The 19,392-nt window shown below is 66.4% G+C and carries 16 protein-coding genes; 8 read left to right on the forward strand and 8 right to left on the reverse strand.

The genetic code is table 11. The annotated features are described in order from the left end of the window. Positions 1-72: 72 nt before the first annotated feature. Both ubiB and ubiE read right to left on the reverse strand, forming a co-directional pair. The gene (gene ubiB, locus FIU66_RS13580) at positions 73-1,611 is read right to left on the reverse strand and encodes a 2-polyprenylphenol 6-hydroxylase (RefSeq protein ID WP_167623262.1); all 1,539 of its coding nucleotides are present in this window, start codon (positions 1,609-1,611) and stop codon (positions 73-75) included. Beyond that, the gene (ubiE, locus tag FIU66_RS13585) at positions 1,611-2,357 is read right to left on the reverse strand and encodes a bifunctional demethylmenaquinone methyltransferase/2-methoxy-6-polyprenyl-1,4-benzoquinol methylase UbiE (protein ID WP_167623263.1); all 747 of its coding nucleotides are present in this window, start codon (positions 2,355-2,357) and stop codon (positions 1,611-1,613) included. Before ubiE ends, ubiB begins: the two co-directional genes overlap by 1 nt. Before the next feature lie 75 nt (positions 2,358-2,432). Between ubiE and mutM the strand changes: the two genes are divergently transcribed. The 8 genes from mutM (at position 2,433) to FIU66_RS13625 (ending at position 12,252) form a co-directional block, all read left to right on the forward strand. After that, a complete protein-coding gene (gene mutM, locus FIU66_RS13590) occupies positions 2,433-3,278 on the forward strand; it encodes a bifunctional DNA-formamidopyrimidine glycosylase/DNA-(apurinic or apyrimidinic site) lyase (RefSeq protein WP_167623264.1) in 846 nt (281 codons plus the stop codon). 68 nt (positions 3,279-3,346) lie between these two features. Beyond that, a complete protein-coding gene (locus FIU66_RS13595) occupies positions 3,347-4,123 on the forward strand; it encodes an enoyl-CoA hydratase (RefSeq protein ID WP_167623265.1) in 777 nt (258 codons plus the stop codon). A 169-nt stretch (positions 4,124-4,292) separates the two neighbouring features. Next, positions 4,293-4,562, forward strand: a complete 270-nt coding sequence (rpsT, locus tag FIU66_RS13600; RefSeq protein ID WP_167623266.1) for a 30S ribosomal protein S20 — start codon at positions 4,293-4,295, stop codon at positions 4,560-4,562. Positions 4,563-5,126: 564 nt separating this feature from the next. Continuing rightward, positions 5,127-6,512, forward strand: a complete 1,386-nt coding sequence (gene dnaA / locus FIU66_RS13605; RefSeq protein ID WP_167623267.1) for a chromosomal replication initiator protein DnaA — start codon at positions 5,127-5,129, stop codon at positions 6,510-6,512. 88 nt (positions 6,513-6,600) lie between these two features. Continuing rightward, positions 6,601-7,719: a DNA polymerase III subunit beta gene (gene dnaN, locus FIU66_RS13610; RefSeq protein ID WP_167623268.1), complete on the forward strand. Its 1,119-nt coding sequence runs from the start codon at positions 6,601-6,603 to the stop codon at positions 7,717-7,719. Continuing rightward, a complete protein-coding gene (recF, locus tag FIU66_RS13615; protein ID WP_167623269.1) occupies positions 7,716-8,792 on the forward strand; it encodes a DNA replication/repair protein RecF in 1,077 nt (358 codons plus the stop codon). The genes dnaN and recF overlap by 4 nt, the downstream gene beginning before the upstream one ends. Positions 8,793-8,886: 94 nt before the next feature. Beyond that, positions 8,887-11,325 (forward strand): DNA topoisomerase (ATP-hydrolyzing) subunit B, encoded by a 2,439-nt coding sequence (gene gyrB, locus FIU66_RS13620; protein ID WP_167623270.1) that lies wholly within the window; start codon positions 8,887-8,889, stop codon positions 11,323-11,325. 156 nt (positions 11,326-11,481) lie between these two features. After that, positions 11,482-12,252, forward strand: coding sequence for an outer membrane protein (locus FIU66_RS13625; protein WP_167623271.1), 771 nt, complete (start codon positions 11,482-11,484; stop codon positions 12,250-12,252). A 53-nt stretch (positions 12,253-12,305) separates the two neighbouring features. Here FIU66_RS13625 and pdeM read toward each other — a convergent pair whose 3' ends face one another. The 6 genes from pdeM to FIU66_RS13655 form a co-directional block, all read right to left on the reverse strand. Beyond that, positions 12,306-12,980, reverse strand: a complete 675-nt coding sequence (gene pdeM / locus FIU66_RS13630; RefSeq protein WP_167623272.1) for a ligase-associated DNA damage response endonuclease PdeM — start codon at positions 12,978-12,980, stop codon at positions 12,306-12,308. Then, a complete protein-coding gene (locus FIU66_RS13635; RefSeq protein ID WP_167623273.1) occupies positions 12,977-15,349 on the reverse strand; it encodes a ligase-associated DNA damage response DEXH box helicase in 2,373 nt (790 codons plus the stop codon). The genes pdeM and FIU66_RS13635 overlap by 4 nt, the downstream gene beginning before the upstream one ends. Then, a complete protein-coding gene (locus tag FIU66_RS13640) occupies positions 15,346-16,896 on the reverse strand; it encodes a cisplatin damage response ATP-dependent DNA ligase (RefSeq protein WP_167623274.1) in 1,551 nt (516 codons plus the stop codon). Before FIU66_RS13640 ends, FIU66_RS13635 begins: the two co-directional genes overlap by 4 nt. Then, a complete protein-coding gene (locus FIU66_RS13645) occupies positions 16,893-17,885 on the reverse strand; it encodes a ligase-associated DNA damage response exonuclease (protein ID WP_167623275.1) in 993 nt (330 codons plus the stop codon). The genes FIU66_RS13640 and FIU66_RS13645 overlap by 4 nt, the downstream gene beginning before the upstream one ends. 64 nt (positions 17,886-17,949) lie before the next feature. Then, on the reverse strand, positions 17,950-18,855 hold the full coding sequence (locus FIU66_RS13650; protein ID WP_167623276.1) for a DMT family transporter: 906 nt from the start codon (positions 18,853-18,855) through the stop codon (positions 17,950-17,952). 120 nt (positions 18,856-18,975) lie between these two features. Further along, the gene (locus tag FIU66_RS13655) at positions 18,976-19,275 is read right to left on the reverse strand and encodes an HU family DNA-binding protein (RefSeq protein ID WP_167623277.1); all 300 of its coding nucleotides are present in this window, start codon (positions 19,273-19,275) and stop codon (positions 18,976-18,978) included. Positions 19,276-19,392 lie beyond the last annotated feature (117 nt).

The raw sequence follows: 19,392 nt of genomic DNA on the forward strand, positions 1-19,392 counted from the left end.
CCCTGCCCCATCCGGCCAATCGGCCCATCTTGGCGGGCGGACGCCGGGCCGGGCGCCTTGGACGACAAGGCGTCAGACCAGCGACATCCCAAGCGCGGCCCCGGCGCCAAGCGCCAGCACGACCGTCAGCCAGCCCGGCGCGCCGCGCCTGATAAAGACCGGCTGGGCCGGCCGCGCATCTTCGGGATGGGCGCGTTCCCACAGCGCCTGTTCCACGATGCGCGGCAGCAGCGGGCCATAGCGTCCCACGGTCTGGGCCACGCGGGCCATGTCGCCAGCCAGCGCCTTGGGCCCGATATTCGACCGGATGTAGTCTGACACAACGGGCTTTGCCGCGTCCCAGATGTTCAGGTTCGGATCGACCGACCGGGCCACGCCCTCGACCACGACCATGGTGCGCTGCAGCAGGATCAGCTGGGTCTGGGTCTGCATCCCGAAGCGTTCGGTCACCTCGAACAGATAGGCCAGCAGGTTCGCCATCGAGATCTGGCTGGCATTGACCCCGAAGATCGGCTCGCCCACGGCGCGCAGGGCGCGGGCGAACTGCGCCTCGTCGCGGTCGCGGGGGACATAGCCTGCCTCGAAATGGACGCGGGCGACGCGGCGGTAATCCCGCTGGATGAAGCCATACAGGATCTCGGCATAGATGCGGCGGGTATATTCGTCGATCTCGCCCATGATGCCGAAGTCATAAGCCAGCACGTCGCCATTCGCCCCGACCTTCAGGTTGCCGTGATGCATGTCGGCATGGAAGAAGCCGTCGCGCAGGGCGTGCTGCAGGAAAAGCTGGATCACCCGGGCGGCGATGCGGCCGGTGTCATGCCCCGCCGCCACCAGGGCGGCCCGGTCGCCCATCGGCAGCCCTTCCACCCAGTCCGAGGTCAGCACCCGGCGCGAGGACAGGTGCCACAATGGCTGCGGAATGGAAAAGCCCGCATCGCCCTTGGTGTTTTCCGCGAACTCGGACGCGTTGGCGGCTTCCAGCCGCATGTCCTGTTCGGCGGTGACAGTGGCTTCGAAGTGGCGCACCACCTCGCGCGGGCGAAGGCGGCGGCTGCCCGGCGACAGCATCTCGATGATCCCGGCGGCAAAGTGAAAGGCGTCGATATCGCGGCGGAACGCCGCGCCGATGCCGGGGCGCAGCACCTTGACGGCGACCTCGCGCCCGGTGGCGCGGACCCGTGCACGGTGGACCTGGGCGATGGACGCCGCCGCCACGGGTTCCGAGAATTCGGAAAACAGAAGATCCACCGGCTGGCGCAGGTCGGCCTGGATGATCTCCTTGGCCGTCTCGGCCGGGAAGGCTGGCAGGCGGTCCTGCAGCATCCGCAACTGGTTGGCCATCCCGATGCCCACGACATCGGCCCGGGTCGACAGGATCTGTCCGAACTTGATGTAGGCCGGTCCAAGCGCGGTGATCGCGCGGGTGATCGGCGGCAGGTTCGGGTCGCCCCTGTAGCCCAGCCAGCGGAAGGGCCAGCCCAGCACGCGGGCGGCGATGCGCAGGCGCGGCGGCGCCTCGACCGCGTCCAGCACCGCGCTCATGGCGCCCGTGCGCTCGAAGGTGGCGCCCGTGCGGATCAGGCGCAAAAGATTGTGCGGACCCCGCATTACAGCTTCCAGCCGGAATGCAGCGCCGCAATGCCCATCGACAGGTTGCGATACTGCACGCGCCCGAAGCCCGCCGCCCGGATCATGTCGGCGAAGGTGTCCTGGTCGGGGAACTTGCGGATCGATTCGACCAGGTATTGATAACTGTCGCGATCACCCGTCACCGCCTGGCCCATCGCCGGGATGACATTGAAGGAATAACGGTCATAGGCCCATTGCATCGCGGGCACGGGGATCTGGCTGAACTCCAGCACCATCAGCCGCCCGCCGGGTTTCAGGACCCGGTAAGCCTCGGCCAGGGCGTCGGGGATGCGGGTGACGTTGCGGATGCCGAAGCTGATCGTGTAGCGGTCGAAGCTGGCATCGGCAAAGGGCAGCGCCATCGCATCGCCCGTGACCCAGGCCAGCCGGTCGCCCTTTTCCACCGCGTCGGCGCGCTTGCGCCCTTCGACCAGCATGGATTCGGTCATGTCGCAGACGGTGACGCGCCCGCCCGGCGCGCGATCCAGGAAGCGGAAGGCCACGTCGCCCGTGCCGCCCGCCACGTCCAGCAGGTGCTGGCCGTCGCGCGGGGCCAGCCAGTCCATCATGGCGTTCTTCCAGACGCGGTGGATGCCCGCGCTCATCAGGTCGTTCATCAAGTCGTAGCGCGACGCGACGCTGGAAAAGACGCCGTGGACCATGCTGGCCTTGGCATCTTCGTCCACGGTCCGGAAACCGAAATGGGTCTGCTTCTTGTCGCTCATCCGCTTGCCGATCCGCTGTTTCATCGCCAGATAAGCCCGGCCTGCGCGGCGCACAATGGATCGAAAGGGACCAGATTGCCAGAACTGCCCGAAGTCGAAACCGTCCGCCGCGGCCTGTTGCCGCACCTGGAAGGCCAACGCATCGCACGCGCCGAAGTTCGACGCCCCGACCTGCGCTGGCCCATGCCGGTCGATCTTGTGCAGGTCCTGACGGGCGCCACGGTCACCGCCCTGCGGCGCCGGTCGAAATACCTGCTGGCCGACCTGGACCGGGGCGGCACGCTGCTGATGCATCTGGGCATGTCCGGACGGATGCTGGTCCAGGGGGGGTCGTTGGGCGATTTCCACCGCGACCCGGCGATCCTGCCGCGCCACGATCATGTGGTGCTGGTGACGGACGGGGGCAGCACGATCACCTTCAACGATGCGCGCCGTTTCGGCATGGTGGATCTGATCCGCGAGGGGTCGGCCCATCCGCTGCTGGACCACCTGGGGCCGGAACCTTTCGACGACGCCTTCACGCCCGCCTATCTGGCTGGTGCCTTCGCGGGCCGCAGGATGCCGGTCAAGCAGGCGCTGCTGGACCAGCGGATCGTCGCGGGCCTGGGCAACATCTATGTCTCCGAGGCGCTGCACCGCGCGGGCATCGACCCGCGTCGGGCGGCAGGGCGCATCGGGGCCGCGCGGATCGCCGCGCTTGTGGGCCATATCCGCGACGTGCTGACGGACGCCATCGCAGCGGGAGGGTCGTCCCTGCGCGACCACCGGCAGGCCAGCGGCGAACTGGGCTATTTCCAGCACAGCTTCCGCGTCTATGACCGCGAAGGCGCGCCCTGCCCCACCCCGGGCTGCGCGGGCACGATCCGGCGGATCGTGCAGGGCGGGCGATCCAGCTTCTTCTGCCCCGGCTGCCAGCGGTAGCGCGCTTGGCTTTCCCGCCGCAGGTTTGATAGGGTCCGGCAAAACGCTTTTGCAACGGGACGCTGCCCATGGCCTATGAAACCATCATCGTCGAGATCGAGGACAGCGTCGCCCTGATCCGGCTGAACCGCCCCGAAGCGCTGAACGCGCTGAACACCGCCCTGATCACCGAACTGGGCCAGGCCCTGGCGGACGCCGACCGCAACGACAAGATCCGCTGCGTTGTGCTGACCGGCAGCGAAAAGGCCTTCGCCGCCGGCGCCGACATCAAGGAAATGGCGACCAAGACCTTTGTCGACGCCTATGACGAGGATCTGTTCGGCGCCCGGATCGACGCCATCACCCGCATCCGCAAGCCGATCATCGCCGCCGTCAGCGGCTATGCCCTGGGCGGCGGCTGCGAGCTGGCGATGATCTGCGATTTCATCATTGCCTCCGACACCGCCAAGTTCGGTCAGCCGGAAATCAACCTGGGCGTCATCGCGGGGATCGGCGGCACGCAGCGCCTGACCCGCTTCGTGGGCAAGTCCAAGGCCATGGACATGCATCTGACCGGCCGCTTCATGGACGCCGCCGAGGCCGAACGGTCGGGCCTGGTCAGCCGCGTGGTCCCCGCCGCCAAGCTGATCCCCGAGGCCATGGCGGCCGCCCGCAAGATCGCCGAGAAATCCCAGATCTCGGTCAAGGCGGCAAAGGAATCCGTCAACCGCGCCTATGAGACCAGCATGACCGAAGGCATCCTGTTCGAGCGGCGCAACTTCCAGGCGCTGTTCTCGACCGAGGATCAGAAGGAAGGCATGGCCGCATTCCTGGAAAAGCGCGAAGCCCAGTTCCGGGACCGCTGATTCAAGCCGTTCTTTTCGGCCTTTCCTTTTCGGCTGCCATGCCCTATACGCCCCGGCTTACATGCGCGTGGGCCCGCTTAGGCAAGAATCATGACCGCTTCCCCGTGAAGCGGTTCCTTGGGTCTTTTGCGCGAACGAAACGCTGAAAGACCGATAGGATCAAGAACCCATGGCCAATACGCCCCAGTCCAAGAAACGCGCCCGCCAGATCGAGCGCCGCACCGACGTGAACAAGGCCCGCCGCTCGCGCATCCGGACCTTCCTGCGCAAGGTGGAAGAAGCCATCGCCTCGGGCAATGCCGATGAAGCCAAGGCGGCGCTTCAGGCGGCCCAGCCCGAACTCATGCGCGGCGTGACCAAGGGCGTGGTCCACAAGAATACTGCATCGCGGAAAATCTCGCGCCTCGCGTCGCGCGTGAAGGCCCTTTCGGCGGTCTGATTCCAGGGCCGGATCCGGCCCGGATCTTGCTGGAATCGCGGGTCCTGCGGGGTCCGAAATGATGCTCGGGCGCGGATGAAAATCCGCGCCCGTTTTTTGTTTCTGCATCTGCAAATGTTGCAAAAATGCCTACATATCAAGGCGTTCAGGATTCTTTCCTTATGAGTCAAAGGCCTTGCCAGATTCGTTTGGGCAAAGCTTCTGTCAAGCAGATAGTTCGGTTGCAGCAGCCGCCGCGCCATTGCTAACGTCATGGGGCGATTCACGTCGCAGTGTTGGGGGACGGGCCGGTTGCCCGCGAATCCGAAAGGGCTCGCAGAACCGGTCGGGCCAGAAGGCAACAGGCGCCTTTTTCATGGCCCTCGGGTTTCTTGCAGACGGCTGCCACCGGCTGCGCGGATGCCCGTGTCTTGGATGGGATCTTGGGCGAAAGCCCCGTCAGGCGGCCCGCTGGGGCCGCAGGGTGGGGTGTTGCCGCAGTTCCGCCGTTCCGATGCGCGTCGCGGATCCTGTTTCGCCGGAAGGTCCGGCGAAGGCTGGGGACAGGATAGATAGGGCAAGACCATGGACGAGATCTGGGGACAGGCATGCGCCGCGCTTGAGACAAGCGTGGGGCCGAACAACTTCAACCACTGGATCAAGCCCCTGCGCCTGACGGGCGTGGACGAGGGCATTGCCCATTTCGCCAGCCCCACGCGCTTCATCTCGGACTGGGTGAACCGCCATTTCGCCAAGGACATCCTGGGCGAGCTCAGCCGCCACGGCGCCCCCGTGGAACGCCTGCGCTTCGAGGTGGTGCCGCAGACCGCGCCCGGGCGCGCCCGCGCCGCAGCCCCTGCCGCCCCGGCAAAGCCCGCCCGCCCCGTGGCGTCGGCCGCAGCCCCGGCCACGGCCCGCGTGGGTCGCACCGACCTGGGCGCCCCGTTGGATCCCCGCTATACCTTTGGCAATTTCGTCGTGGGCAAGCCCAACGAACTGGCCCATGCCGCCGCGCGCCGCGTGGCCGAGGGCGGTCCCGTTGGCTTCAACCCGCTGTTCCTGTATGGCGGCGTGGGCCTGGGCAAGACCCACCTGATGCACGCCATCGCCCATGAATATCACCGCCGCCACCCGATGGCGCAGGTGCTGTATCTCTCTGCCGAACAGTTCATGTACCGCTTCGTCCAGGCGCTGCGCGAAAGCACGATCATGGATTTCAAGGGCATGTTCCGCAACGTGAACATGCTGATGGTCGACGACGTGCAGTTCATCGCCGGCAAGGACAGCACGCAGGAAGAATTCTTCCATACCTTCAATGCCCTGGTCGATCAGGGCAAGCAGATCGTCATTTCCGCCGACCGCGCGCCTGCCGAGATCAAGGGCCTCGAGGAACGCATCAAGTCGCGCCTGTCCTCGGGCCTGATCGTGGACGTGCATCCCACGACCTACGAACTGCGCCTGGGCATCCTGCAATCCAAGACCGAGGTGTTCCGCACCCAGCAGCCTGACCTGGAGATCGGCGCGGGCGTGCTGGAATTCCTGGCGCACCGCATCACCACCAACGTCCGCGTGCTGGAAGGCGCGCTGCAGCGCCTGTTCGCCCATGCCAGCCTTCTGCGCCGCGAGATCACGCTGGAGGTCGCCCAGGAATGCCTGGCCGACATCCTGCGCACCAACGACCGCAAGATCTCCATCGACGACATCCAGCGCAAGGTTGCCGAACATTACAACATCCGCCTGGCCGACATGGTGGGCCCTAAGCGCGCCCGAAACGTCGCCCGCCCGCGCCAGATCGCCATGTATCTGTCCAAGCAACTGACCAGCCGCAGCCTGCCGGAAATCGGCCGCCGCTTCGGCGGGCGCGACCACACCACGATCATGCACGGCATCCGCAAGGTCGAGGAGCTGGTGACCGAGGATCACGCTCTGGCCGAGGATGTCGCCCTGCTGAAGCGCCTGCTGGAAGCCTGACACAGGAAACGCTTGTGAGCATCCTCAGGGCTGGTTACAAATCAGGTCCGTTTACGGGCCGGGATGGCCACAGGCACAGGGAAATGCGATGAAATTCTCGATCGAGCGCGCGGTTCTGGTCAAGGCCGTCTCTCAGGCCCAGTCGGTTGTGGAACGTCGCAACACCATCCCGATCCTGGCAAACGTCCTGATCGAGGCCACGCCCGACGGCGTCAGTTTCCGGGCCACCGACCTGGACACCGAGGTCGTGGACCAGGCCCCTGCCCAGGTGGAACGCCCCGGCGCCACTACCGTCAGCGCGGTCATGCTGAACGAGATCGCGCGCAAGCTGCCGGACGGCGCCCTGGTGCAGATCAGCAGCGACGATGCGGCCGGACGGCTGTCGGTGCAGGCGGGGCGGTCCAGCTTCAGCCTGGCCACGCTGCCGCGCGAGGATTTCCCCGTCATGGCGTCGTCCGAGTACAGCGCTAATTTCAAGGCCAAGGCCGACATGCTGCGCCGGCTGTTCGACAAGGCCAAGTTCGCGATATCGACGGAGGAAACGCGCTATTACCTGAACGGCGTCTACATGCATGTGGCCCAGGTTGACGGCCAGCCGATGCTGCGCTGCGTGGCGACCGACGGGCACCGCCTGGCGCGGATCGACGCGCCCCTGCCGGTGGGCGCGGACGAAATGCCGGGCGTGATCGTGCCGCGCAAGACCGTGGCCGAATTGCGCAAGCTGCTGGATGACGACGATACCGATATCGCGGTGTCGGTCAGCGAGACCAAGGTGCGCTTCGCCACGCCCACGCTGACGCTGACCTCGAAGGTGATCGACGGGACATTCCCCGATTACTCGCGCGTGATCCCCCTGAACAACAGCCGCAAGCTGGAGGTCGATGCGACCGACTTTGCCCGCGCGGTGGACAGGGTGGCGACGGTCAGCAGCGAACGGTCCCGCGCGGTCAAGCTGGCCCTGGACCAGGACCGGCTGATCCTGTCGGTCAATGCCCCCGATGCGGGCGCGGCCGAGGAGGAACTGATCGTGGCCTATGCCGATGACCCGCTGGAGATCGGCTTCAACGCCAAATACCTGCAGGAAATCGCCAGCCAGGTGGATCGCGACAATGCGGTGTTCATGTTCAACGGCTCGGGCGATGCCGCGCTGATCCGCGAAGGCGGGGACCAGAGCGCGGTTTATGTCGTCATGCCGATGCGCGTGTGACGCTGAGGCAGGTTTCGCTGGCGCAGTTCCGGTCATGGTCCCGGCTTGACCTGGACCTGAACGATCAGCCGCTGGCGATCTTTGGCCCGAACGGATCGGGCAAGACGAATATTCTGGAAGCCGTGTCCATGCTGGCCCCCGGCCGCGGCTTGCGCGCGGCCCCTGCCCCCGAACAGGCGCGGCAGGGCCCCGGCGCGGGCTGGCGGATCCGCGCGGCCCTGGGCGATCACGCCATTGAAACGCAGGCACCGCCCGGCCAGCCGCGCGGCGTTGCAATCGACGACAAGCCGGTGGCGCAGACCGCGCTTGGCCGCCTGCTGCGCATCATCTGGCTGGTTCCCGCGATGGACCGGCTGTGGTCCGACCCACCCGAGGCGCGGCGGCGCTTTCTGGACCGCGTGACGCTGTCGCTGTTTCCCGACCATGCGGATCTGGCGCTGACCTATGACAAGGCGATGCGCGAACGCAATCGCCTGCTGAAGGACCAGATCGCGGATCCGGGCTGGTATCGTGCGTTGGAGGCGCAGATGGGCGATGCGGGCGCGGCCCTGACCCGCAATCGCCAGGGGGCGCTGACGGCGATCATGGCCGCGCAGGACGATGGCGATTTTCCCGCCGCGACCCTGCTGCTGCTGCCGGGCGAAGGTCAGGCCGACGACCCCGATCCCGACAGCATCGCCGATCGCCTGTCCGCGATGCGTTCGCGCGACATGGCGGCGGGCCGCAGCCTGTCCGGGCCGCACCGCGCCGACCTGGGCGCGCATTGGGGACCGCAGGACATGCCTGCCGCGCTGTCCTCGACCGGGGAACAGAAAGCGCTGCTCTTGTCGCTGGTGCTGGCCAATGCCCGCGCGCTGTCTGGCCAGCCGGTCGTGCTGCTGCTGGACGAGGTCGCGGCCCATCTGGATGCCGACCGGCGCGCGGCGCTTTACGACCGCATCTGCGGCCTGCCCGCGCAAAGCCTGCTGACCGGGACCGGCCCCGAACTTTTCGACGCCTTCGGACCCCGTGCCCGCCGGTTGGGCGTGACAAAGACGGACGGGTTGTCCGCGGCCCGCGAAATTGCCGGCTGAACCCTGCCGGAATCGCAATAAAATCCGGTCTTTCCCGTGACTTTCCCCTGCCGGATGCTTATATCGGCTGCACAGGAACAGGACAATTTCACCCATGGCCGACACGATCCCGCAGACCGCCGAATACGGCGCTGATTCCATCAAGGTTCTCAAAGGGTTGGAAGCCGTCAGGAAGCGGCCCGGCATGTATATCGGCGATACCGATGACGGGTCAGGCCTTCATCACATGGTCTACGAGGTCGTCGACAACGGCATCGACGAGGCTTTGGCCGGCCATGCCGATTATGTGAAGGTGAAAATCCACGCCGACAGCAGCGTCTCGGTCCGAGACAACGGCCGCGGCATTCCCACCGACATCCATGCCGGCGAAGGCGTTTCCGCGGCCGAGGTCATCATGACCCAGCTTCACGCGGGCGGGAAGTTCGACCAGAACAGCTACAAGGTCTCGGGCGGGTTGCACGGCGTGGGCGTGTCGGTCGTGAACGCGCTGTCGGACTGGCTGGAACTGCGCGTGTGGCGCAACGGCAAGGAACATTACGCACGCTTCGAACATGGCGACACGGTCGAGCATCTGCGCGTGGTGGGCGATGCCGCGCCGGGCGAGAAGGGCACCGAGGTGCGGTTCCTGGCATCGACCAAGACCAACGATCCGGCCGGCACGTTCAGCAACCTCGATTATGTCTACAAGACGCTGGAAAACCGTCTGCGGGAACTGGCCTTCCTGAACAGCGGCGTCCGCATCATCCTGGAAGACGAGCGTCATGCCGAGGTCCAGAAGACCGAGCTTTTCTACGAAGGCGGCGTGCGGGAATTCGTGAAGTTCCTCGACCGCTCCAAGACCGCCGTCATGCCCGAGCCGATCTTCATGGCCGGCGAGCGCAACGGCATCGGGGTCGAGGTCGCGATGTGGTGGAACGACAGCTACCACGAAACCGTGCTGCCCTTCACCAACAACATCCCGCAGCGCGACGGCGGCACGCATCTGGCGGGCTTCCGCGGCGCGTTGACGCGCGTGATCGGCAAATACGCCCAGGACAGCGGCATCGCGAAACGGGAAAAGGTGGACTTCACCGGCGACGACGCGCGCGAAGGCCTGACCTGCGTGCTGTCCGTGAAGGTGCCCGATCCCAAGTTCTCCAGCCAGACCAAGGACAAGCTGGTCTCCAGCGAGGTGCGCCCGGCAGTCGAGAACCTGGTGGGCGAAAAGCTGGCCGAGTGGTTCGAGGAAAACCCGACCGAGGCCAAGTCGATCGTCGGCAAGATCATCGAGACCGCCCTGGCCCGCGAAGCCGCCCGCAAGGCGCGCGAACTGACGCGCCGCAAGACGGCGATGGACGTGGCCTCGCTGCCCGGCAAGCTGGCCGATTGCCAGGAAAAGGATCCGGCGCTGTCGGAACTGTTCATCGTCGAGGGTGACTCGGCCGGTGGGTCCGCCAAGCAGGGCCGGTCGCGGCAGAACCAGGCGGTGCTGCCCCTGCGCGGCAAGATCCTGAACGTGGAACGGGCGCGATTCGACCGGATGCTGTCGTCCGAAATGATCGGCACGCTGATCACTGCGCTTGGCACGGGGATCGGGCGGGACGAATTCAACCTGAACAAGCTGCGCTACCACAAGATCGTCATCATGACCGATGCCGATGTCGACGGCGCGCATATCCGCACGCTGCTGCTGACCTTCTTCTTCCGGCAGATGCCGGAACTGATCGACGCGGGCCACCTGTATATCGCGCAGCCGCCGCTGTATAAGGTGTCGCGCGGCCGGTCTGAAGTTTACCTCAAGGACGAAGCCGCGCTCGAGGATTACCTGATCCAGCAGGGGGTCGAGGGCGCGGCGCTGAAGCTTGGTTCGGGTGAAGAAATCGTGGGCGCCGACCTGGCCCGCGTTGTCGGCGAGGCGCGGATCGCCCGTCGCCTGCTGCGCGCCTATCCCACGCATTATCCGCCCCATGTCACCGAGCAGGCAGCCATCGCTGGTGCCCTGCTGCCGGGTCGCGTCGATCAGGACGCGCAAGGCGCAGCCGATGCGGTGGCCGCCCGGCTGGACCTCATCGCCGAGGAATACGAACGCGGCTGGACTGGCCGTCCCACACAGGATGCAGGCATTCGCCTGACGCGCACCCTGCGCGGGGTCGAGGAAAGCCGGACCCTGGACGGCCAGATGCTGCGCAGCGCCGAAAGCCGCCGCCTGGGCGAGATGACGCAGGCCCTGCAGGACATCTATGGCCAGCCTGCCCGCCTGGTGCGCAAGGACCGCGACCAGCCGATCTTCGGGCCGCTGGGGCTGCTGCAGGCGATCTTCCTGGAAGGCGAAAAGGGCCTGTCGCTGCAACGCTACAAGGGTCTGGGCGAGATGAACCCCGAGCAGTTGTGGGAAACCACGCTTGATCCGGTCGCGCGCACCATGCTGCAGGTCCGGGTCGAGGACGTGGCCGAGGCCGAGGATCTGTTCACCAAGCTGATGGGCGACGTGGTCGAACCACGGCGCGAGTTCATCCAGCAGAACGCGCTGAGCGTCGAGAACCTGGACACCTGACGCTGTTGCGGAAATGCCGCGCCTTTGTTCAAGGCGCGGGGTTCCGGTCCACACGTATAGGATGTATGATCGCGTGACAGACAAATTGCGCTAAACCCCTTGTTCGACGGGGCGATCGGCGCTGCGATTGGGATTTCCTGAAAGAAGGAGCATCAGATGCGTCATTCCTCGTTCCTGGCGATTTCCGCCCTCGGCCTGATGTCAGGCACATCGGGCGCCCTTGCCGGGGGCTATATCGCCCCTGTTGCCGATCCGGTGGTGGCTGCCCCGGTCCGCGAATCGGCCTCGGCCAGCGATTGGGCGGGCGGCTATGTGGGTGGACATATCGGTTATGCCTTCGGTGGTGATGATGAGGTGGGTGCCGACATTTATGAAGACGATGCCTTTCTGGGCAGCCTCAGCGACCTGACGACCCTCAAGGTCAAAGGCCTGGGTGCTGGGGTGCACCTGGGCTATCGCTGGCAGCGCGGGAACTGGGTTTTCGGTCCTGAACTCACCCTTGAAGGGGGTGACATCAGCGATGACAAATCCGGTTCGGATAGTGTGGACGGCGACGATTACACGGTCGGCATCGAATCCAAGGTCAACCACATCGTCGGCCTCCAGTTCAAGACCGGCTATGCCGTGAACCCGCAGACCCTTGTCTATGGGACCGCAGGCTATGTGCGCGGGGACTTTGACTATATTCTGTCCGCCTCGGTCAACGGGGATGGCGGGTCAATCACCGAAGGCTATACTGCGGACGGCTATTCCCTGGGTCTTGGTGTGGAACGGAAAATCCGCGACAACCTTTCGGTCTTTGCGGAATGGCAGTATCGGAACTTCGGCAAGACCGAGATCACCTTCACGGAGGGGTCCGATGCCATTGCGACCAATGCCACGCCCGAGCATCACAACGTCAAGGTCGGCGTGAACTTCAGCTTCTGACACCGATCCTGTCCACGGATGAAAAGCCGGGCGCCTGCGGCGGCCCGGCTTTTTCATGACCTGCGGCGCGATGTTCCGCTGCGCATCGGGTGGCCCACAGGCACCGCCAGGGCGCGGTTGCCGCAGGCTATGGCAATGCCTTGCGGAACCAGGCCCGCCAGCACGGGACTGTCGATGGCAAGACCGCCGGTATAGGCGCCGAAGGCGGGCAGGATCAGGTGGTTGCGCCCGACAAGGAAACAGCGCCGCCGTTCGCCGGCCAGCCTGACACAGGGGTGGAAATGGCCCGACACATCCGGCCCCTGCCCCGCCTGGTGGCGCAGGGTCAGGCCGTCGGCCAATTCGTCCACCGTCTCTCCGGGCAGGCGCGGGCAGACCGGAGAAGGATCATGATTGCCGCTGACCCAGATCCAGCGGCGGTTCCAGGCCATGCCGCGCAGCCGGTCGCATAGCATGTCGGGCAGCGCAAGCGCGGCGGCATCGTCGTCGAAGCCGTCGCCCAGGCTGATGATCGCTTCGGGATCGGTTGCCGCGATTTCGGCCTCCAGACGGTCCAACGTGGCCAGAACCTCATAGGGGGGCAACAGCGATCCGCCCCGCCGGGCCATCCGTTCGGACTTGCCCAGGTGCAGGTCGGCGACGACCAGCCAGCGGCGTTCAGGCCAGAACAGGGCGCCGGACGGCCGCGCCTCGAGCGCGTGGCCTGCAAAGTCGAAGGCGTGGGTCACGCCAGCCCCGCCTCGGCCATAAGGGCCTGGGCCTCGGCCTCGGCCATGCGGTCGCGGCCCGCGCCGGTGATCGGCACGCGGCCGTATTCCAGCAGCAAGGGCGCGGCCAGGGGTGTCACGCGGCCCGTCATGCGGTGGTCGTGATGGGGCAGATGGTCCAGCATCTCCTCGATCCGGTCGAAATCGACAAGGCCCCGCCGCGCCTCGTCCGCGGTGATGCGCAGCAGCAGGTGGTCGGGGTCGTAGCGGCGCAAGGTATCGTAAAGAATGTCGCTGGAAAAGGTCGCCTGCTTGCCCGACTTGCGCTGTCCCGGCATGTTCCGCTGGATCAGGCCCGAGATCACGGCGACGTTCTTGAAGGTCCGCTTCATCACGGCATTGCCCCCCAGCCAGTCGCCCAAGCCCGCGCGCAGCGCTTCGCGATCCAGCAAGGGCGCGGGATCGGTCACTGCATCCAACGACCAGATCAGCAGCGCATAGTCGGTCGCGATGAAGCCAAGGGGGCCAAGGCCCGCATCCTCCATCGTCTTGGTCATCAGCAGGCTCAGCGTCTGCAGCGCGTTGCGCCCGGCGAAGCCATAAAGGGCGAAGTGCCACTTGCCCTGGAAGGGAAAGCTTTCGCTCAGCAGCACGCCGGGCTGCGGCAGCGTGCTGATCTTTTCCTGCAGCGCCAGCCAGTCGGCGGTGTCCGGCGGCAGCACCCAATGGCGCGACCGATCGCCGATCAGCGCCTGGACCCGGTGCGACAGTTGGGTTGATGTCGCCAGCTTCATCCCAGAATACAGCGCGATCCGTGGTTGCCGGGTCGGCTGCTTCGTCACCTCGACCACCATCTCGCGCAGGGCGTCGTACCTGACGGTCTGCCCGCCGATCAGGAAGGTGTCGCCGGGCACCAGGGTCGCGGCAAAGCCTTCCTCGACCTCGCCCAACAGGCCGCCGCCGCGCCGGAACCGGACCTTCAGCATCTCGGCCTCGACGATGGTGCCCACGTTCATGCGCAACTCGCGGGCCGCGCGCGGATCGCGCAGACGCCACAGCCCGTCGCGCTGCATCAGACGCTGCCAGCGGTCATAGGCCCGCAGCGCGTATCCCCCGGTTGCCGCGAAATCCAGGCAGTCGTCGAATTGCGCCCGGGTCAGCCTGCGATAAGGTCCGGCGGTGCGTACCTCGGCCAGCAGCGCGTCGGCATCGAAGGGCCCCGCGCAGGCCGTCAGCAGGATATGCTGGCACAGCACGTCCAAGGGGCCAGGGCCGCGCGGATCGCCGTCAAGATCATGCTCGTGGACGGCTTCAAGGGCGGCGATGCATTCGACCACCTCGAAGCGGTTGGCGGGCACGATCCGCGCGCGCGAGGGCGCGTTATAACGGTGGTTCGCCCGCCCGATCCGCTGGACCAGCCGCTTGACGTTCTTGGGCGCGCCGACCTGGATCACCAGATCGACCGCGCCCCAGTCGATGCCCAGATCCAGGCTGCCCGTCGCCACCACGGCGCGCAGTTCCCCTGCGGCCATCGCGGCCTCGACCCGTTGCCGCGCCTCGCGTGCAAGGCTGCCGTGGTGCAACCCGATGGGCAGGTTGTCGTCATTGGCGGCCCACAGGGCCTGGAAGAACAGTTCGGCCTGGGCGCGGGTGTTGATGAAGATGATGGTGGTGCGGGCCTGCCTGATCTCGGCCAGAACCTCGGGGACGGCGTAATGACCGCCTCCGCCGGACCAAGGCGCGGGGCGGGCGGTCGCCAGCATGGCAATGTCGGGTTCAGGGCCGGGATCGGCATGGATGATCGCCGCGCCGCCCATGAAATCGGCCAAGGCGCGCGGATCCTCGACCGTGGCGGACAGGCCGGTGGCGGTCAGGCCGGGGGCCAGGCTCCGCAGCCGCGCCAGGCACAGCATCAACTGGTCGCCGCGCTTGTTTTCCGCAAGCGCGTGCAATTCGTCCAGCACCACGCGGCGCAAACTGCCGAAGATCTGCGGCGCCTGCTCATAGGACAGCATCAAGGCCAGCGATTCCGGCGTGGTCAGCAGGATCTGCGGCGGATCGACCCGTTGGCGCGCGCGTTGCGAGGATCGCGTGTCGCCTGTCCGATCCTCGACCCGGACGGGCAGGTTGAGCTCGGCCACCGGGCGCGCCAGGTTGCGCGCGATATCCGCCGTCAGCGCCTTCAGAGGTGAGACATAGAGCGTGTGCAGCCCTCTGTGCCCATCCTTCAGGTCGACCAGCGAGGGCAGGAAGCCTGCCAGCGTCTTGCCGCCCCCGGTCGGCGCGATCAGCAGCGTGTCGCCCTGGGCCGCCAGAAGGTCCAGTTGGTGGGGATGGGGCTGCCAGCCCTGGGCTGCGAACCAGTCCTGAAATTCGGGCGGAAGGGTCACGGGATCATGGCCTTCAGCGTGGACAAGTGATCGGCCTCGGACGCGGGCTTGTCCCAGCGGATGCGGCTAATGCGGGGAAAGCGCATGGCGACGCCCGACTTGTGGCGGCCGGATGCGTTCAGCCCCTCGAAGGCGACCTCAAGCACCAGCTTGGGCGCGACCGACCGGACCGGGCCAAAGCGTTCGGTGGTGTTGTTCCTGACAAAGCGGTCCAGTTCGCGCAGTTCCTCGTCGGTGAAGCCGAAATAGGCCTTGCCGACCGGGACAAGCTGGTCCGCCTCCCACAGGCCGAAGGTGAAATCGCTGTAGAAGCCCGACCGCTTGCCATGGCCGCGCTGCGCATAAAGCAGGACGGCGTCGACCACATGAGGATCGCGCTTCCACTTGAACCACGGCCCGCGCGGGCGCCCGCCGACGTAAGGGCTGTCGCGGCGCTTGATCATCACGCCCTCGATCACCGCCGCCGGGGGATCGGCGCGCAGGGCCGCCAGATCGTCCCAGGTGGTGAAATCCAGCAGGGGCGACACGTCGATGCGGTCGCTGCCGAAATCCACGCTTTCCAGCACGGCGCGTCGTTCCATCAGCGGCAGTTCACGAAGATCGCGGCCCTGCCAGATCATCAGGTCATAGACGCGCAGACCGGCAGGGTGGCTTTCCAGCATCCCGCGTCCCACCTGCTTGCGGCCAAGCCGCTTTTGCAGGTCGCCGAAGACCGCGACATCCTCACCGCGCCTGACCAGCAGTTCACCGTCCACAGTGCCGTCGAAGTTCAGCGCCTCGATCAGGTCGGGAAAGCTGTTGCTGATATCCTCTCCGGTGCGGGAATAGAGCCTGCGCACCCCGCCGTCGTTGATCGCCTGTACGCGGATGCCGTCCCATTTCCATTCCGCGACGTAATTGGCGGGATCGAAGGCCCCAAGCTGGTCCAGATCGACCGGCGTGGACAGCATCACCGGGCGGAAAGGCGCACGGGCGGCATGTTCGGGACGCGTGCCGCCCGCGATCCAGTCGAACAAGGGCTGATAGGGCGGGGTCAGCCCGTGCCAGATCTCCTCGATCTGGGCCACGTCGGGATCGCCCATATCCGCCAAGGCCATCCGCGCCATGCGGGCCGACAGGCCGATGCGCATGTTGCCCGTGGCAAGCTTCAGGAAGGCAAGGCGCTGCGACGGGCCCAGCCGGTCCAGCATCGCGGCGATGGCCGCGGGCAGGCCCGCCTTGCCGGTGTCCGACAGCAGCGCCACCGCCTGGGTCAAGGGCACGTCCTCGTCCCGGTCCGTGTCCCACAACAAGGCGATGGTTTCGGCCAGATCGCCCACAAAATCATAGGACATCGCGAAAAGCTGTTCGTCCACGCGTTCCACCATCAGCCCGCGCAACAGGCCGGGCGTCACGGTGCGCAGCTTCAGATCGCCCGTCAGGGCGGCCAGGGCATAGCCCCGATCGGGGTCGGGGGTCTGTTCCAGGTAATGCCGCAGAAGCCGCAGCTTGGCATTGCGCGCGGGCGTGAAGGCCAGGCGTTCCAGAAGATTTGCGAAGGCTCTCATTCCGGCTCGTCCTCGTATCCGACAAGGCGCAGCGGGCGGGCCGGGATTCCCTGCAATTCGCACCACCGCATCAGCCCATCCTCGGCCCCGTGGGTGATCCAGACTTCCTGGGGGGCCAGTTCACGGATGGTTCGCGTCACCTGCGGCCAGTCCACATGGTCGCTGATCACCAGGGGAAGTTCGACGCCCCTTTGCCTGGCACGCGCCCGCACCGCCATCCAGCCGGACGCAAAGCCGATCACCGGATCGCGGAACCGCTGCACCCATGCCGAGGCGAAAGCCGAAGGCGGCGCGATGACCAGTTGCGCGTCCACCTGTTTCGCGGTGGCAGGCACCAAGGGGCCAAGGTTGATGCCCTGTTCCACATGGTAATCGCACAACCGTTGCAGCGCGCCATGGATGGCGATGGGACCGTCGATCCCCGCCTGCCGCGCCAGCATGATCAATCGCTGCGCCTTGCCCAGGGCATAGGCGCCGATCAGGTGGTGGCGTTCGGGAAACTCGGCCATGCTCGCCAGCAGGCGGGTCATCTCGCCCGCCGGGTCGGGATGGCGAAAAACCGGCAGGCCAAAGGTCGCCTCGGTCACGAAGATGTCGCAGGGCACGGGTTCATAAGGCGCGCTGACCGGATTCGGGTGGCGGCAGTAATCGCCCGACACGACGATTTTCGGGCCGCGGTCCGGCTGCACGGCGATCTGCGCCGATCCAAGGATATGGCCCGCCGGGTGGAAGCTGACGGTGGTGTCGCCCACACGGACGGGGCCGTCCGCCGCCTGACGCTGACCCGCGAAATCCTCGCCATAGCGGATCACCATGATCTCCAGCGTCTGGCGCGTGGCAAGGACCGCGCCGTGCCCCGACCGGGCATGGTCGCCATGGCCATGAGTGATCAGCGCGCGATGCACCGGACGGACCGGGTCGATGTAGAAGTCACCGGGGGGGCAATAAAGACCGGCCGGGGTGGGGTGCAGGATCTGATCGGCGCGCATGGGTCCTAGATGGTGAACATTCCATGAAAATCAACGCCGCAGCGGGGTTGGCCGTTCCCGCGCCTCAGGCGGGGGGCGGGCGCCGGACGGGCACCACCGGGGCAGGCGCCTTGGACAGTTGCACCGCCAGGATGCCCGCCATGATGACCCCCACGCCGATCACGTCGCCCGCCGCCAGTTCCTCGCCCAACAGCAGCGCGCCGGTCGCCACGCCGAAGAAGGGCGTCAGGAAATGAAAGGTCGCCGCACGGACCGCGCCGATGCGGCCCACCAGCTTGAACCAGATCCAGGTCGCAACCAGCCCCGGCACGATCACCGTATAAAGAAAGGCCCAGACCAGCCGCGGATGAAGATCGACCCGGAAATCCTCGACCAGGGGCGCGACGATCCACAGGGTTGCGGACCCGACCAGCATCTGCAGGCCCACGATCATCATCACGTTGCCGCCGGAACTGGCGCCGCGCACCGTCAGCGTGGCCACGGCCAGCGCCAGGGCTGCGGCAAAGCACATCACGATGCCGACCGGATCGCTGCCCCCGCCCTGCAGCCGCGCGCCCATGATGATCGCCACGCCCGCCAGCCCCAGGGCCAAGCCCAGGACGCCCATTGGCCGCAGCCTTTCGCCGAACAGGGACCAGCCCAGCATCGCCACGATCAGCGGCATGGTGGCTGCGATGATCGAGGCCAGCCCCGCCTCGATCCACTGCATCGCCACCCAGTTCAGCCCCAGGTAAAGCGCGTTCTGGCACAGGCCCAGGATCACCACGGCCCGCCATTGGGCGCGGGTCAGCGCCCGCCAGGTCTCGCCCATCGCAAGGGCGATGACGAAGGCCGCCGCCCCGGACATGGCGAAACGCAGGGCAAGGGCGAACAGCGGCGGCGCCTCGGTCACGATCATGCGGGTCGAGGTGAAGGCCGAGGCCCACATCACCGCGAAGAACACCCCCATCCCGATCGCGCGAATGTCCATTCCGGCCCCATTTGCAGATGATGCAGAAGGGCTAGCAGAGACGGATTGTCGCAGGAAGGCCAAAACAGAAAAGAGCCGCGCCCTATGGCGCGGCCCCCTTTTCTTGACCGGAAAGGTCGATCAGCTGTTGACGCTGTCCTTCAGCGCCTTGGCGACCGTGACCTTGACCTGCTTGTCAGCAGGCTTGGTCATCATTTCCTGGGTCTGCGGGTTGCGGACCTGGCGTTCCGGACGGGCGCGGCAGGCGATCTTGCCGATGCCGGGGATCGTGACCGAGCCGCCAGCGGCGACTTCACGGGCGACGACAGCGGCGATCGCGTCCAGTGCGGCCGAAGCCGATTTCTTGTCCGAACCCATTTCCTCGGCCAGGGTGGCAACGAGCTGGGTCTTGGTCATCGGTTTCGCGGATGGCGTTGCCATGAATCTGTCTCCTCTTGCCCGGTTCTGCGGGGGCTGCGAATTGCGCCTTTGGCGGCATATCGCCTGCTACACACGGTTTTGCCCAACAGATCAAGAGTTTTTCGCCGTTTCCTGGGA

It is taken from the genome of Paracoccus sp. AK26 (assembly GCF_011801365.1).
GTDB lineage: Bacteria > Pseudomonadota > Alphaproteobacteria > Rhodobacterales > Rhodobacteraceae > Paracoccus > Paracoccus aerius.

Excerpts from the sequence above, each read along its gene's own strand:
- ubiB (WP_167623262.1), bottom strand. The coding sequence starts at position 1,611 with ATGCGGGGTCCGCACAATCTTTTGCGCCTGATCCGCACGGGCGCCACC.
- ubiE (WP_167623263.1), bottom strand. The coding sequence starts at position 2,357 with ATGAGCGACAAGAAGCAGACCCATTTCGGTTTCCGGACCGTGGACGAA.
- FIU66_RS13595 (WP_167623265.1), top strand. The coding sequence starts at position 3,347 with ATGGCCTATGAAACCATCATCGTCGAGATCGAGGACAGCGTCGCCCTG.
- rpsT (WP_167623266.1), top strand. The coding sequence starts at position 4,293 with ATGGCCAATACGCCCCAGTCCAAGAAACGCGCCCGCCAGATCGAGCGC.
- dnaA (WP_167623267.1), top strand. The coding sequence starts at position 5,127 with ATGGACGAGATCTGGGGACAGGCATGCGCCGCGCTTGAGACAAGCGTG.
- dnaN (WP_167623268.1), top strand. The coding sequence starts at position 6,601 with ATGAAATTCTCGATCGAGCGCGCGGTTCTGGTCAAGGCCGTCTCTCAG.
- gyrB (WP_167623270.1), top strand. The coding sequence starts at position 8,887 with ATGGCCGACACGATCCCGCAGACCGCCGAATACGGCGCTGATTCCATC.
- FIU66_RS13625 (WP_167623271.1), top strand. The coding sequence starts at position 11,482 with ATGCGTCATTCCTCGTTCCTGGCGATTTCCGCCCTCGGCCTGATGTCA.
- FIU66_RS13640 (WP_167623274.1), bottom strand. The coding sequence starts at position 16,896 with ATGAGAGCCTTCGCAAATCTTCTGGAACGCCTGGCCTTCACGCCCGCG.
- FIU66_RS13645 (WP_167623275.1), bottom strand. The coding sequence starts at position 17,885 with ATGCGCGCCGATCAGATCCTGCACCCCACCCCGGCCGGTCTTTATTGC.
- FIU66_RS13650 (WP_167623276.1), bottom strand. The coding sequence starts at position 18,855 with ATGGACATTCGCGCGATCGGGATGGGGGTGTTCTTCGCGGTGATGTGG.
- FIU66_RS13655 (WP_167623277.1), bottom strand. The coding sequence starts at position 19,275 with ATGGCAACGCCATCCGCGAAACCGATGACCAAGACCCAGCTCGTTGCC.